Here is a 14,875-nt window from a genome sequence, read left to right on the forward strand (position 1 = left end):
GCTCTGCCCGAAGCTGAGGGACCGGGTTCGGGGCATGGCGGTCAGACATCTGATCAGGATCGGCGGCGCGGAAGAGGCGGGCGGAACATCGGTTCCGGGCGATCCTTTCGCGCTTTCACTGCTCCGGGGCGGGTTGGTGCGGCCCGAACAGCCGTATCTGCGCGGCCTTCCGGCATCATCCGCCCCGCAGACCCGCGCGTTTCATCCCCATGGCACGCTGAACGAGGCGGAACTGCTCGATGCCGCCGCCCGGCATTTCGACGCGCCCCGGATCGACCCCTGCCAGCCCCTGCCCGAGGCCGGACCGATCGACCGGCTGGGCCTTGCGCTCTGCCAGCGTCACGGCATCCTGCCCTGGCGCCAGGCCGGGGCGGCGACCGTGGTCGTCACCTCGCGCCCCGAGGCCTTCGCCCGGCTGCGCCCGATGATCGAGGCGCGTCTCGGCCCGGCGATCATGGCGCTGGCCCCCGCCGCGCGGATCACCGAAGCGCTGCATGCCGCGCGCGGCGCGCAGATCGCGCAGGCTGCCGAAACCCGGGTGAGCGAGGAGGAAAGCTGCCGGAACTGGGCCGGTCCGGCGGTGATCCCCGCCGTTCTGGCGCTGCTCTCGGCCTTCCTCGCGGTGCTGATCAATGCTCCGGTCGCGACCGGGCTGGTGCTGGTGGGGCTGTCGCTTGCCGCGATGATCTGCTCGACGGCCCTGAAGATCACCGCCGCCGTCACCGCTTTGCGCCATCCGTGCCCCGATCCGGCCGATCTCTCGCCGGGGCCGTTGCCACGGGTGTCGGTTCTGGTCGCGCTCTACCGCGAAAGCGACATCGCGCCACGCCTCGTGCGGCGGCTGTCGCGGCTGGATTATCCGCGCGATCTGCTGGAGGTGGTGCTGGCTGTCGAAGCCGCGGACCGGCTGACCCGCGAGACGCTGGAAGCAAGCGACCTGCCGCCCTGGATGCGGATCGTGGTGGTGCCGCCCGGCCGGGTCAAGACCAAGCCGCGCGCGCTGAACGTCGCGCTGGAACATTGCCACGGCGAGATCATCGGGGTCTACGACGCCGAGGACGCGCCCGAGCCCGACCAGATCCGCCGCGTGATCGAGCGGTTCCGCAGGAGCGATTCCGGCCTCGCCTGCCTTCAGGGCGTGCTGGATTTCTACAATCCCGCCACCAACTGGATCGCGCGGATGTTCACGGTGGAATACGCCGCCTGGTTCCGGCTGATCCTGCCCGGGGTGGCACGGCTCGGGCTGATGGTGCCGCTTGGCGGCACGACGCTGTTCTTTCGCCGCAAGGTGCTGGAGGAACTCGGCGCCTGGGATTCGCACAATGTGACCGAGGACGCCGATCTGGGCATCCGCCTTGCCCGCCACGGCTACCGGACCGAGCTGATGCAGACCGTCACCCGCGAGGAGGCGAACTGCCGCCCCTGGGCCTGGGTGCGGCAGCGCTCGCGCTGGATCAAGGGGCATATGATGACCTGGGTCGTCCATATGCGCGCGCCGCGGCTGTTATGGCGCCAGGTCGGCGCGCGCCGCTTCATCGGTTTTCAGGTGATGTTCCTCGGCGCCGCGGTGCAGACCCTGCTCGCGCCGGTGCTGTGGAGCTTCTGGCTGATCCTGCCGGGCCTCCCGCATCCGCTCGTCCAGGCGATGCCGGGGCCGATGTTCGCGGCGCTGCTCCTCGCCTTCGGCCTGTCGGCGGTGGTGGATTTCACCCTCGGCATCCTCGCCCTGCGCGCGGCGGGGCACCGGATCTCGAAACTCTGGGTCTTCACCCTGCATCCCTATCAGATGCTGGCCACTTTCGCGGGCTACAAAGCCCTGTGGGAGATGATCGCCCGCCCGTTCTACTGGGACAAGACCAGCCACGGCATCTTTGAGCCTGGCAAGACAGGAGACGGTGCGAAACAGCCGCCGGGAAAATGATCCGGCACGGCGGGCCACCGTTGCGCGCCCCCGGCCTTCGCGGCGAAGGGGCGGGTAAAACCGCGCCTGTGCCAAATGCTCTGCGGCCCGAAACGCCGAAGCGCGGGGTCATCCCATTGCCACCCCCCTGCGCCGCCCGGTGAAGCTGCGGCGCGCTTGCGCCGCCGCTCGCTGGCCCCCGAAGATGTGCGCAGAATACGGTGAGCTTCCGTTTTCTTCGCACAGCCCGCCTCTGCGCTTAACCCGCCTCTTCGCAAAGTGCCGTCCGCAGGCCGGGGCAGACCAGGGGGGCCGCCAATATTGCGAAATTCCTCGCGGCACCGGGATCCGCCATGCGCGCGCCTTCCTGCGGCCGGCGGCCTCAGCGCCGGTCCGGCCCTCCCGGCCCGACCCGCGACACGGGGGCAAAAACCTGCGGGGCCGCCACACGGCGATGAGCCGCAGGTGACCCCAGCCCTGCCAGCCTGCCGCATCCCCGAAAGAGACGCGCCCCCCTTTCAGCGCAGCTTCAGTTCGCCCGCCTCGACCCGCAGCCGGGTCTCGAAGGCCCGGCTGATATGGGTGCGCAACGCCTGCGAGGCCGCCTCGCCATCATGCGCCGCGATCGCGCGGACGATCGCCTCGTGTTCGGCCAGCGCCACCTCGTCGCGCCCCTCGGCCGCGAACGAGGTCTGCGCCATCAGCGCCATCGAGCGATGCACGAGGTCAAGCTGCTGCACCAGATAGCGGTTGTGGCTCGCCAGGTGGATCTGTTTGTGAAACCGCCGGTTCGCCCGGCTGAGCGCCGAGGGGTCGCCGCCCAGAAGCGCCATGTCGTCGCGCACCATGCTTTCCAGCACCCGCACTTCCTCATCGGTGGCGTGGCGCGCGGCAAGGCGCGCGGCAAGGCCCTCAAGCTCGGTCCTGACCGCGTAAAGCTCGGCCAGCTGGTTGTGGTCGAGCGTGGCGACGATCAGGCTGCGCCCGTCGCGGGTCAGCATCGACTGGGTTTCCAGCCGCTGCAAAGCCTCGCGCACCGGGGTGCGCGATACGCCGAACCGCTCGGCCAGCTCGCTTTCGACCAGGCGGTCGCCGGGCTTGTAGGCCCCGGCCTCGATCGCCTCGACGATCAGCGTATAGGCATCTTTCTGCACCCGGCGTCTCCGCTTTCCCGTCACCGGCGCGAACCCTAGTCGCCGCATCCGCGCCGATCAACCCTGCCAGACGCCGCAGCGCTTTCCAAATCCGCCCGGCATGCTATGCAGTCCCGCATGGCACGCGCAGATTTCCACCATGTCACCACCTGGGTGTTCGACCTCGACAACACGCTCTATCCGGCGGGGGTGCGGCTGTTCGACCAGATCGAGCGCCGGATGACCGCCTGGGTCATGCGCCATCTGAACCTGGCCGAGGATCATGCCAGCCGGCTGCGCCGCGATTACTGGCGCGATTACGGCACCACTCTGGCCGGTCTGATGGCCGAGCATCGGGTGGATCCGGCGGATTACCTCGCCGACGTTCACGACATCGACTTTTCGGTCCTGCCCTCCGATCCCGTGCTGGCGCGGCGGATCGCCGAACTGCCGGGGCGGCGGATCGTCTTCACCAATGCCGACACGCTTTACGCCTGCCGGGTGCTGGAGCGGCGCGGGCTGTCGGGCCTGTTCGACGCGATCTACGGGGTCGAGGACACCGGATATCTGCCCAAGCCCGAACCCGCCGCCTTCGCCCGCATCATCGGGACCGACCGGCTGGAGCCGCGCGAGGCCGCGATGTTCGAGGACGATCCGCGCAATCTGGTGGAGCCGCACCGGCTGGGGATGCGCACGGTCCATGTCGCGCCTGAGGCCGCGCCCGAGGCGCATATCCACCACCACACCGACGATCTGGGCGGTTTCCTCGGTCTGATCGCCCGCGGCTGAGGCCCGGACCCATGGGCCGGAGCTTTGACACACCCCCCGCGACATCCTGCCGCGCTGCGGCAACGCGCCCGCTTCGCGGCGGCCCCGCGGGGGCGTAAAGGCGTATCTGACAGATACCTTCGTCCCCCCATGCTTGCCCGATCCCGGAAAGGAAAGCCCATGGCCACGCTCAGCACCGACATCCCCCGCCGTTCCCTCGTCTCGCGCCTGCCGGTTCTGGGCCGCATCGCCCGCGAGATCGACGAGGATACCAACACCATCTTCTGGCTGTTGCCGGTCGTGGTGCTGGCTTTGGTGGTGGCGGTGCAGCTCTGGGGCTGGGCGGCGCTGACCATGGCGGCGCTGGCCATGGTGCCGCTGGTCTTTGCCTTCTTCATCGCCATCTCCTGGCCCGGCAAGCTGTGACCGGCGGGCGCTGACGCTCTGGCCCTTCCCCGCCCTGCGGCCTAATCTGTCGCGGCAACGAAAGGCCGCATCATGAAGCGCGAAGACACCGGAATCCTGATCTCGGGCGGCGGCATCGCCGGGCTGACGGCGGCGGCGGCTTTCGGCGCCGCCGGGTTCGAGGTGATCTGCGTCGACCCCGCCCCCCCGGCGCCCGATGAGGCCACAACCGGCGCCGATCTGCGCACCACCGCCTTTCTGCAACCCTCGCTCGCCATGCTGGAGGAAGCGGGTCTCTGGGACCGCCTCGCGCCCCATGCGGCGGCGCTTCAGATCATGCGCATCGTCGATGCGGGCGGGCCGGAGCCGCAGGCGCGGCTGATAAAGGATTTCGACGCCGCCGAGATTTCCGGCCAGCCCTTTGGCTGGAACCTGCCCAACTGGCTTTTGCGCCGCGAGATCGCCGCCCGGCTGGCGGAACTGCCGAATGTCAGCTTCCGCCCCGGCCTTGCCACCACAAGGCTGCTGACCCGCGAGGGCGAGGCTCTGGTCACGCTGTCCGACGGCTCCACCGTCGCCGCGCGGCTGCTGATCGCGGCGGACGGGCGCGATTCGCCGATGCGCGAGGCGCTCGGCATCCCGGTGAAGCATTTCCGCTACGGCCAGAAGGCGGTGGTGTTTTCCGTGACGCACCCGCTGCCGCACAACAATGTCTCGACCGAGATCCACCGTTCGGGCGGGCCCTTCACCCTGGTGCCGCTGCCCGACCGCGACGGGCGGCCCTCGTCCTCGGTGGTGTGGATGGAACGCGGCCCCGAGGCGGCGCGGCTGGCGGCCTTGCCCGAGGCGGAGTTCACCGAGGCGATGAACGCGCGCTCCTGCGGCATCCTCGGGCCGCTGACGCTGGCGACGCGCCGGGGGGTCTGGCCGATCGTCAGCCGGATGGCGGCGCGGATGGCGGGCGAGCGCACCGCGCTGATGGCCGAGGCCGCCCATGTCGTGCCGCCCATCGGCGCCCAGGGGCTGAACATGTCGCTGACCGATCTGCGGGTGCTGCTCGACCTGGCGAAGGGCACGGGCGGCGATCCGGGCAGTCCGGCGGTGCTGGACGCCTATCACCGCGCGCGTCACCCGGATATCCTCGCCCGGGTCACGGGGATCGACCTGCTGAACCGCGCCTCGATGGCGGGCGCCCAGGGGCTGCGCGATCTGCGCGCCGGCGCGCTGGATCTGCTTTACGGCCTCGCGCCGGTCAGGCGCGGGCTGATGCGGGCGGGGCTGGGGCTGAAATGACGGCGGGGGCGGAACGGCGCGCGATCCCGATGCGGATCATCATCGAACAGCCGGTCGTCGGCGTGGTCCACAGCCTTCAGGCCAGGGACGGCTCGCCCCTCGATCCGAAATCCTCGCGCGGGGGCGAGGCGCTGGCCTTCGATTTTCAGATCAGCGTCGGACCGGGACCGAAATTCTTCGGCGATCAGGTGCTCCGCGAAGGGCCGCTGCGCAGATTCGTCTATATCCGCATCGGCCAGCTGGCGGGCGATCCGTCCTCGCCCTGGTCGCGCCGGATGAAGATCGACATCCACGACATCCCGGCCGATCTGTCCGACCGCGCTGCGGACTCGGGCGGGGTGATCGCGATCACCGTCATCGGCACCGCCGCCGACGGCACCCCCGCCTGCGCCACGCAGCGCCCGACCGGGCGGCGCATCGTCTGAACACCACCCCGTTGACGCCGCAGAGCCAAAGGCGTAAGGCGAATCCCGTGGCGATTTGTTGACCGGATTGCGGGCCACGTTAAACAAACCGCTAAAGAGGTGACGGGACGTTTCTCAGCCCTGCCCCGCTTTCCGGTCGCCTGAATCGCATATGGCCGAATCGCAAAAGGCCGGGGAGCCGCGGGATGACGAACTGGAAGACACGCACGAAACTGGTCCATGAAGGCAGCCGCCGCAGCCAGTATGGCGAGATGGCCGAGGCGATCTTCCTCACCCAGGGCTTCGCCTACCCCGATGCCGAAAGCGCCGAGGCGCGCTTCCTCAAGGCCGGCGAGGATGAATTCATCTACGCCCGCTACGGCAACCCCACCACCCGGATGTTCGAGGACCGCATCGCGGGGCTGGAAGGCACCGAAGACGCTTTCGCCACCGCCTCCGGCATGGCCGCGGTCAACGGCGCGCTGACCTCTCTGTTGCGCGCGGGCGATCATGTGGTCTCGGCGAAGGCCTTGTTCGGCTCGTGCCTCTATATCCTCGAAGAGGTGCTGACCCGCTACGGTGTCGAAGTCACCTTCGTGGACGGCACCGACACCGCGGCCTGGGCGCGGGCGGTCCGTCCCGGCACCAAAGCGGTGTTTTTCGAGAGCATGGCCAATCCGACGCTGGATCTGGTCGATATCCGCGCGGTCTCCGACATCGCCCACAAGGCGGGCGCGCTGGTGATCTGCGACAATGTGTTCTCGACCCCGATCTTCTCGCGCGCGGTGGATCTGGGCGCCGATGTGGTGGTCTATTCCACCACCAAACATATCGACGGCCAGGGACGCGCGCTCGGCGGTGTCATCTGCGGCAGCGCCGACTATATCCAGAAGGTCGTGCAGCCCTATATGAAACACACCGGCGGCGCGATGAGCCCGTTCACCTCCTGGATCATGCTGAACGGCATGGCGACGCTGGATCTGCGCTGCCGGGCGATGGCGGAAAGTGCGCTGAGGATCGCCGGGGCGCTGGACGGGCATGAGAAGGTCGCGAAAGTGCTGTATCCGGGGCTGAAATCGCATCCGCAGCATGATCTCGCCATGGCGCAGATGGGGACCGGCGGCACGCTGGTCACTTTCGAGGTGAAGGGCGGCAAGGAAGGCGCCTTCCGGTTGCAGAACGCGCTGAAGATCCCGAAGATCTCGAACAACCTGGGCGACGCGAAGTCGATCACCACCCATCCGGCAACCACCACCCACCAGCGGCTGACCGACGCGCAGAAGGCGGAACTGGGGATCAGCCCGGGGCTGATCCGCTATTCGGTCGGGCTGGAGGATGTGGAGGATCTGATCCAGGATCTGGAACAGGCGCTGGCGCTTGTCTGAGGCCCGGGAAGCGGGGGCCCTGCCCCCCATGCCGCCGGTTCCCTGAACCGGTGGCGAAACCGTCGGCATACCCCCTGGGTATTTCGATCAGGATGAAGATCAGACGGTTAAGGCCCGGGCGGGTCCGCGCGCGTTTCCGGCTTGCTTTCGGGGCGGGAATCCCTATTTGATACATGTCCCGGCGACATATCATTCCGCCGGTTGCCATCCCGGACATTGACGGCCGCGCGCACATGGACGCCGCGGCCCGAACCGAAAGGATCTTCCATGACATTGCATGACCCCGAACTGCATGAGCAGCCGTCGCGCGCGCCCGGCCCGGTTCCGAGCCGCGACGAGGCCGCCGCCGCGCTGGCGATTCTGCGTCGCTGGGCCGATGCGGCAGGCGAGGCCGAGATCGCCGCGCTCGACCCTTCGGTCGGCAATCTGTTGCCGGACCTGTCCTATCCGGCGCTGCACCGCGCCTACCCCGAGGAATTCGAGGCCGACGCCGCCTATCGTGAGACTCTGCCCGATTTGCAGAACGGGCCTTCCAGCCTGATCGTCGGCGCGAAGGCGGTGATCCAGCATGTCGGCATCTCGAACTTCCGCCTGCCGATCCGCTTCCACTCGCGCGAGGGCGCCGAGGTGGTGCTGGAGACCAGCGTGACCGGCACCGTCAGCCTGGAGGCCGAGAAGAAGGGCATCAACATGAGCCGCATCATGCGCTCATTCTATGCCCATGCCGAACGCGATTTCAGCTTCGAGGTGATCGAGGGCGCGCTTGAGGATTACAAGCGCGATCTGGGCAGTTTCGACGCCCGTATCCAGATGCGGTTCTCGTTTCCGGTGAAGGTCGGAAGCCTGCGCTCGGGGCTTTCCGGCTGGCAATATTACGACATCGCGCTGGAACTGGTCGATCAGGGCGGCAGCCGGGTCAGGATCATGCACCTGGATTACGTCTATTCCTCGACCTGCCCCTGCTCGCTGGAGCTGTCGGAACATGCGCGGCGCACCCGGGGCCAGCTGGCGACCCCGCATTCGCAGCGCTCGGTGGCGCGGCTTTCGGTGGTGGTGAAGGACGGCGGGATCCTCTGGTTCGAGGATCTGATCGAACTCGCGCGCCGCGCGGTGGTGACCGAGACGCAAGTCATGGTCAAGCGCGAGGACGAACAGGCCTTCGCGGAACTCAACGGCGCCAATCCGATCTTTGTCGAGGATGCGGCGCGCTCGTTCTGCGAGGCGTTGCGCGGCGATCCGCGGATCGGCGATTTCCGCGTGGTGGCCAGCCATCAGGAAAGCCTGCACAGCCATGATGCGGTCTCGGTGCTGACCGAGGGGCCGACCTTCGCGCAGACGAGCTTTGACCCGAAGCTCTTCGCCTCGCTCTATCATGTCGGCTGAGACCGGGCGGCGCGGGTTTCTCGCGCTGGCGCTTACGCCGCTGCTGCCGCGCCTTGCCCGGGCTGATGAGCCGGGCGAGCGGATCGCGGCGGCGGCCGAGGCCCAGGTGGGCGTGGTGACGCTCTACGATCCGGCCTATGTCGCGCTGGATTTCCCCGGCGGCGATGTGGCGCCCGAGCGCGGCGTCTGCACCGACGTTCTGGTGCGCGCCTTGCGGGTGGCCGAGCGGATCGACCTCCAGGCCGCGGTCAATGCCGATATGAAGGCGGATTTCGCCGCCTATCCGGCGCTCTGGGGGCTGAAGCGGACCGACCGCAACATCGACCACCGCCGGGTGCCCAATCTGCGGCGGCTGCTGGAACGCACGGGGGCGGACCTGCCCGGCGACGCGGATTTCCTGCCCGGCGACGTGATCACCTGCACCATCCCCGGCGATCTGGCGCATCTGATGATCGTCGCGAACGCCCGCGCGGGCGGGCGGCAGATGATCGTCCACAACATCGGCCGCGGCACGCAGGTCGAGGACCGGCTGGAGGAATTTCCCCGCACCGGCCATTACCGGCTGAGCCCGCCGGTGCTGGACAGGCTGCGCCGCCTGAGCGCGTGACCCGGCCGGCAACCGAACCGCATGCAGGCCCCCGCCCCGATGCCTCTCCCGATGGTTCTCCGGCTGATCCGGCAGGATTTGACGCAAGGCGCGCCAGAGCCTAAGCCTTCGCCATGATCGACCTGCGTCCCATGGCCTATGTGATCGGACGGATCCTGATCGTCCTTGCCATTCTGATGGTCGCGCCGGCGATCCTCGACTGGCGGGCCGGCGATCCGAACGGCTATGCCATCGCCCGCGCCGCGCTGATCACCGGCTTTGCCGGGGCCGCGCTGACGCTGGCCACCGGCAATGCGCTCGGCCAGGCGCTGGACGTGCGCCAGGCCTATATTCTCACCGCCTCGATCTGGACCATCACCCCCGCCTTTGCCGCGCTGCCTTTCGTGACCGGCGCGCCGGGGCTGAACTGGTCGCAGGCCTGGTTCGAGGCCGTCTCGGGCCTGACCACCACCGGCGCCACGGTGATCGTGGGGCTGGACGACCTGCCCGCGGGGATGAACCTGTGGCGGGTGATGACCAACTGGCTGGGCGGGCTGGGCATCGCCTTCATCGCCATGATCTTCCTGCCGCTGATGCGGATCGGCGGCATGCAGTTCTTCCGCACCGAGGCTTTCGACACTTTCGGCAAGGCCCTGCCCCGCGCCACCGACATCGCCCGGCAGCTTCTGTATATCTACATGGCGCTGACGCTCGCCTGTATCGTGGTGTTCCTGATCATCGGCATGCCGCCGTTCATCGCCGTCACCCATGGGCTGAGCGCGGTCTCGACCGGGGGGTTCTCGCCCTACGACGCCTCGTTCAACGCCTTTCGCGGCGCGGGGGAATATACCGGCGCGCTGTTCATGTTCCTCGGCAGCCTGCCCTTCGTGCGCTATGTGCAACTGGTCAACGGCCAGCCGCAGAGCTTCTGGCGCGATGCCCAGATCCGCGCCTATTTCCGCTGGCTGATGGCCGCCGTTCTCGTCGTGACGCTGTGGCGGGTGCTGAGCGCGGGAACACCGCTGGAGCCCACCTTCCGCGAGGCGCTGTTCAACCTGACCTCGATCATGTCCTCGACCGGCACTTTTTCCGGCACCTTCCCGACCTGGGGCGGCTTTGCGCTGGTGGTGTCGCTGCTGGTCGGCATCGTCGGCGGCTGTTCGGGCTCGACGGCGGCGGGGCTGTCGGTGTTCCGCGTGCAGATCGCCATGGCGGTGCTGCACCGGCAGATCCGGCAGATCTTCCACCCCTCACAGATCTCGCCGGTGCGCTATCAGGAGCGCCCGGTGGAAGAGGATGTGATCCGCGCGATCACCATGTTCATCTCGACCTACATCTTCCTTCTGGGGCTGTTCTCGGTCGCGATGACGCTGGTCGGCGTCGATCTGGAATCGGCGCTGTTCGCGATCTGGACCTCGCTCGGCAACGTGGGCTACGGCTTCGGCCCGATGGTCGAGCGCACCGGCACTTTCGTCGATTTCCCGCCGCCCGCGATCTTTCTGATGACGCTGGCGATGATCCTCGGGCGGCTCGGGATGCTGACCTTGCTGGTGCTGCTTTTGCCGGTGTTCTGGCGGCGCTGATCACTCCCAGCAGGAGACGAGGACGGTCATCCCGGTGGCCTGGCGGGTCAGCGTCTCGGGCGGCAGCGCAGGGGCGGCGCCCGTGGTCCGGGGCGAGACGCCCCCTGCCCCCAGGAAGGCCGCGATCCGGGCGGTGTCGGCGGCGAAGGTCACGCCCGCGGGCAGTTGCTGCGCGCCGCCTTCGACCGCGGGCAGCAGCATCCCGATCACGCCGCCCGCAGCATCGAGCACCGGCCCCCCGGCATCGCCGGGACGGGTGTCGAGCGAGAGCCGCAGCAGCCCCGGCTCGCCGTTCAGCCCGCCCGCCTCCTCGAACGTGCCGTGGGTCAGCACCGGCGCGGGCAGACGCCCCTCGTAGGGATAGCCCGCCAGCGCGATGGCGCTGCCCGGGCGCGCGGCACTTTCCGCGAAAGCCGCCACCGCAGGCGGGGCGAGCGGGCTTGCCGGTTTCAGCAGCGCAAACCCCTCGCTTTGAGCCGCCACGCTGGCTTCGGTCGTATGGTCGATGGTGATCCGGCCGCATTCAGCCACCGCATCCGAGGTGGTCAGCACCGCGCCGTCGGCGCCGACGTAAAAGCCCGAGCGGCCCGTCAACGGCTTTTTCACCTCAAGCCCCGCGACCAGCCCGCGCCGCGCCGCCTCGTCCAGCGGCACGAGGCCGGGATCGAGCGCGGTATCGCCCACCGCGCGGAAGCTGGTCTCTATCACCTCGGCGATGCGCGCATCGCGTTCGGCATGTTCGGGGGAGGAGAACACCATCCAGCCCTTGATCAGCCCGTCCGAGAGCCGGGCCCAGGCCTGGCTGTCGCGGTCCGCCGAGCGGCCCCGGATGCGAAATTCGCTCTCGCCCGCCTTGCGCTCGCCGGTCTGCGGCATGGCGTCGAGCGTGGTGAGGATCTCATAAAGCCCGGCCAGCGAGCCCGCATCCCCGGGCTGCGAGATCAGCACGACGGAAAGGCCCGAGCCGTTCTTCTCGCGGAAATGCACGAAGGGCGGCTCGTAGCGGTCGAATTCCACCAGGGCGAGCGGCAGGGTGACGTCGATGCCGGATTCCTGTTCCTCGACCAGCGCGAAGCCGTATTCCGCGATCTCGGCCTGGTGGCTGGCGACCAGGGTGGCGCGCTGGCGGGTGGTCAGAACCCCGCTCGGCTCCAGCCCGAAGGCCGTCTGCCAGGCGGCCATGGCGGTGCGGGTGCCGGGGCCGAAAGCGCCGTCGATCCCGCCCTGGTAGAAGCCGAACCACGACAGCGCGGACTGGAGTTCCTTTTTCTCATCCGTCGTCAGCGCGGCCTCGGTGGCGCGGGCCTCGGCCGGGGTTTCGTCGATGACCGCGGGGTCAGACACGGGTTCGTCTGCGGGTTCCGCCACATCCGCCGCCGCGGGCTCTGCCGCGGCAACCGGCGCGGCCCCGCCCTCTTTCGGCCAGAACGGCTCGCGGAATTCGCGCCCGTCGGTGATGTAGCTGTCCGAGGGGATCAGCCGCCGCGATTTCAGCGAGGCGAGGATCTGCGCCGCCTCGTCCGCGTCGTAAGGGCCGAGCACAATCGCATACCAGCCCGAGGGCAGCCGGAAGCCGCGGGTCTCGGTGAAGCTGGTCGCAAAGGCGAAAGCGCGTTCTTCGGCGAGGCGCTGATCGGACCGCGCCTCGACCTGGATCCAGGCCTCCTGGGCAAGCGCGGCGGTGAGACCCGGGAACATCAGAAACACCGCGAAGGCGGCAAGGCGGCAGGCGGATCGGACGGCTGGCATCATACGGGCTACTCGGTTTCCTGTTCTCGGGCACAGCGGCGGAGTAGCCCGCCCGGAAGCCCGCGGGATATTCACGCCGCGGCTACCATTAGCGATGCCTTGCGCAAGGACAAGGCCCGCGCGCCCGCGCATTCCGCGCCTCCCGCCGATGTGAGCGGATTTTTTGGCACGGTGTCTTCCTGATGAGCGGTTGCGCGGTCCCAAGCGAAGGCGGGGGGCCGTCTGCCCCCCGGTTCAGGGGCTCGGGCGAGCCCCTGAACGCCCCCCGAGGGTATTTGGGTCAGGATGAAAGGGAAAGCGGACGGTTTGGGCGGGCCAGGCAGCGCAACATGGCCGTTACGGTGGCCCCGCAGTTCAGGCCCGCAGCGGGCGGCGGGGCAGCGCCCGGGCGTGACGGTTTTCCTTGCGCGGGCTCTTTGCGGGTGCCGGGGATGCGCGGGCGATCGCTTCGGGCCGGCACTCATTGCCGCAGCCATTGCCAGCCTGAGAACGCCTTACCGAACTCCGCGCGCGCGCCCCGCAGCGCCCGCGCGGGGAATTGACCCCGCATCCCCCAGTGGATAGGGAGAGCGCGCATTCCCGCCCTCGCCCGGAGGGCCGGATCTCGGGACGCAGACGAAGGATCCTGCCATGGCTCAGGTCGCGAACACTCCGAAGAGTTTCCAGGAGATCATCCTGCGGCTTCAGGCCTATTGGGCCGCGAAAGGCTGCGCCATCCTGCAACCCTACGACATGGAGGTCGGCGCCGGCACCTTCCACCCGGCGACCACGCTTCGCAGCCTCGGGACGAAGCCCTGGGCCGCGGCCTATGTCCAGCCCTCGCGCCGCCCGACCGACGGGCGCTACGGCGAGAACCCCAACCGGCTGCAACATTACTACCAGTATCAGGTCATCATCAAACCCTCGCCTCCCGATCTCCAGGCGCTCTATCTCGGCTCGCTGGAGGCGATCGGCATCGACCTGTCGCTGCATGACATCCGCTTCGTCGAGGACGACTGGGAGAGCCCGACTTTGGGCGCCTGGGGCCTTGGATGGGAGGTCTGGTGCGACGGGATGGAGGTCAGTCAGTTCACCTATTTCCAGCAGGTCGGCGGCCACGACTGCAAGCCGGTCTCGGGCGAGCTGACCTATGGGCTGGAGCGGCTGGCGATGTATGTGATGGGCGTCGATCACGTCATGGACATGCCGTTCAACGCGCCCGACGCGGCCCACCCGCTGCGCTACGGCGATGTGTTCCGCCAGACCGAAGAGGAATATTCGCGCCACAATTTCGACGGCGCCACCACGGATATGCTGTTTCGCCATTTCGAGGATGCCGAGGCCGAATGTCAGCGCCTGCTGGATTTCCCGCCCTTGGACCCTAAGACCGGCAAGACCATCATCATGGCGCATCCCGCCTATGACCAGACCATCAAGGCGAGCCATCTGTTCAACCTGCTCGACGCGCGCGGGGTGATTTCCGTCACCGAACGCCAGGCCTATATCGGCCGGGTGCGCGCCCTGGCGAAGAAATGCGCCGACGCCTTCCGCCAGACCGAAGCGGGCCGCGACGCGGAGGACGCAGCATGAGCGGCCCCCGCATGGCAGGAGCCGGGACGTGAATGCCGGGAAACTCGCAGCCGGAGGGCTGGTCGTGACGGGAATCGCCGCGGGCGCGCTGATGTATTGGCTTCAGGTCTATGCCTTCTACCAGCCGGTGGCGTTCGGCCCCGGCAACGAGATCCGGCTGACCCCGATCGGCAGCACCATCCCCGAGGTGATCGTGGCCGACGAGGTGGAGGGGATCGACGCCGAAAGCTCTCCCCTGCGGTTCCGCGCCTGTTTCTCGACGCCTCTGTCGCAGGCGATGCTGTCTGAGACCTATCAGATCTACGACAATCCGGTGCCGCTGAACGGGCCGGGCTGGTTCGCCTGCTACCGGGCGCCCGAGATCGGGGCCGCGCTGGAAAAGGGCGAGGCGCTGGCGTTTCTCTCGGAACAGGGCATCCACCCCGGAGTGGACCGTGTGGTCGCCGTTTTCCCCGATGGCCGCGCCTTCGCCTGGCACCAGTTGCAGCCCGGGGCAGAGGGCAACCCCTGATCGCAGCGGGCATCCCGCTGCCGCTGTTGCGCGGCAAACCGGGCGATCCGTACTCCCGGGCACGGACCGGCACCGCTGAGCATCCTCCGAACTCTGCCGCCCGGGCTTTCTCCATACAGCCGTTCGGCCACAAGCGCCTGCAAGCCCCGCCTGAGCGCCGCAATGCGGCCCCTGCGGGTGGAACTTTGCCCCGGCCCCTGCCCCTG

The 14,875-nt window shown here is 68.5% G+C and carries 13 protein-coding genes and 1 riboswitch; of the genes, 11 read left to right on the forward strand and 2 right to left on the reverse strand.

The window, feature by feature from the left end; all coding sequences use genetic code 11:
• Nucleotides 1–34 precede the first annotated feature (34 nt).
• Nucleotides 35–1,921, forward strand: coding sequence for a glycosyltransferase (locus XINFAN_RS18095; RefSeq protein ID WP_124088265.1), 1,887 nt, complete (start codon nt 35–37; stop codon nt 1,919–1,921).
• 497 nt (nt 1,922–2,418) lie between these two features.
• Here the strand turns inward: XINFAN_RS18095 and XINFAN_RS18100 are convergent, their stop codons facing one another.
• Nucleotides 2,419–3,054, reverse strand: coding sequence for a GntR family transcriptional regulator (locus tag XINFAN_RS18100; protein WP_124088266.1), 636 nt, complete (start codon nt 3,052–3,054; stop codon nt 2,419–2,421).
• Nucleotides 3,055–3,171: 117 nt separating this feature from the next.
• On the opposite strand from XINFAN_RS18100, the gene XINFAN_RS18105 reads away from it, so the two are divergent.
• The 8 genes from XINFAN_RS18105 to XINFAN_RS18140 all read left to right on the forward strand — a co-directional run bounded on the left by XINFAN_RS18105 (nt 3,172) and on the right by XINFAN_RS18140 (nt 10,840).
• Nucleotides 3,172–3,822, forward strand: coding sequence for a pyrimidine 5'-nucleotidase (locus XINFAN_RS18105; protein ID WP_124088267.1), 651 nt, complete (start codon nt 3,172–3,174; stop codon nt 3,820–3,822).
• Between the two features lie 159 nt (nt 3,823–3,981).
• Nucleotides 3,982–4,227 carry a hypothetical protein gene (locus XINFAN_RS18110; protein WP_124088268.1) on the forward strand — a complete coding sequence of 82 codons (246 nt, stop codon included), beginning with the start codon at nt 3,982–3,984 and terminating at the stop codon, nt 4,225–4,227.
• Nucleotides 4,228–4,299: 72 nt separating this feature from the next.
• Complete coding sequence (locus XINFAN_RS18115) at nt 4,300–5,499, forward strand: UbiH/UbiF family hydroxylase (RefSeq protein ID WP_124088269.1); 1,200 nt, start codon at nt 4,300–4,302, stop codon at nt 5,497–5,499.
• Nucleotides 5,496–5,924, forward strand: coding sequence for a DUF5990 family protein (locus tag XINFAN_RS18120; protein ID WP_124088270.1), 429 nt, complete (start codon nt 5,496–5,498; stop codon nt 5,922–5,924). The genes XINFAN_RS18115 and XINFAN_RS18120 overlap by 4 nt, the downstream gene beginning before the upstream one ends.
• A gap of 37 nt (nt 5,925–5,961) precedes the next feature.
• A riboswitch (SAM riboswitch) is annotated at nt 5,962–6,040 on the forward strand.
• Between the two features lie 69 nt (nt 6,041–6,109).
• A complete protein-coding gene (gene metZ, locus XINFAN_RS18125) occupies nt 6,110–7,288 on the forward strand; it encodes an O-succinylhomoserine sulfhydrylase (RefSeq protein WP_124088271.1) in 1,179 nt (392 codons plus the stop codon).
• 267 nt (nt 7,289–7,555) lie between these two features.
• A complete protein-coding gene (folE2, locus tag XINFAN_RS18130; RefSeq protein ID WP_124088272.1) occupies nt 7,556–8,671 on the forward strand; it encodes a GTP cyclohydrolase FolE2 in 1,116 nt (371 codons plus the stop codon).
• A complete protein-coding gene (locus XINFAN_RS18135) occupies nt 8,661–9,278 on the forward strand; it encodes a DUF1287 domain-containing protein (protein ID WP_124088273.1) in 618 nt (205 codons plus the stop codon). Before folE2 ends, XINFAN_RS18135 begins: the two co-directional genes overlap by 11 nt.
• Nucleotides 9,279–9,391: 113 nt before the next feature.
• Nucleotides 9,392–10,840, forward strand: coding sequence for a TrkH family potassium uptake protein (locus tag XINFAN_RS18140; protein ID WP_124088274.1), 1,449 nt, complete (start codon nt 9,392–9,394; stop codon nt 10,838–10,840).
• On the opposite strand, the gene XINFAN_RS18145 is transcribed toward XINFAN_RS18140, so the two are convergent.
• A complete protein-coding gene (locus XINFAN_RS18145) occupies nt 10,841–12,592 on the reverse strand; it encodes a serine protease (RefSeq protein WP_160144657.1) in 1,752 nt (583 codons plus the stop codon).
• Nucleotides 12,593–13,219: 627 nt separating this feature from the next.
• Here XINFAN_RS18145 and XINFAN_RS18150 point away from each other — a divergent pair.
• On the forward strand, nt 13,220–14,158 hold the full coding sequence (locus tag XINFAN_RS18150) for a glycine--tRNA ligase subunit alpha (RefSeq protein WP_124088276.1): 939 nt from the start codon (nt 13,220–13,222) through the stop codon (nt 14,156–14,158).
• A 91-nt stretch (nt 14,159–14,249) separates the two neighbouring features.
• Nucleotides 14,250–14,669 (forward strand): DUF6446 family protein, encoded by a 420-nt coding sequence (locus XINFAN_RS18155; RefSeq protein ID WP_124088281.1) that lies wholly within the window; start codon nt 14,250–14,252, stop codon nt 14,667–14,669.
• Nucleotides 14,670–14,875 lie beyond the last annotated feature (206 nt).

This window comes from Pseudogemmobacter humi (assembly GCF_900609055.1).
GTDB lineage: Bacteria > Pseudomonadota > Alphaproteobacteria > Rhodobacterales > Rhodobacteraceae > Pseudogemmobacter > Pseudogemmobacter humi.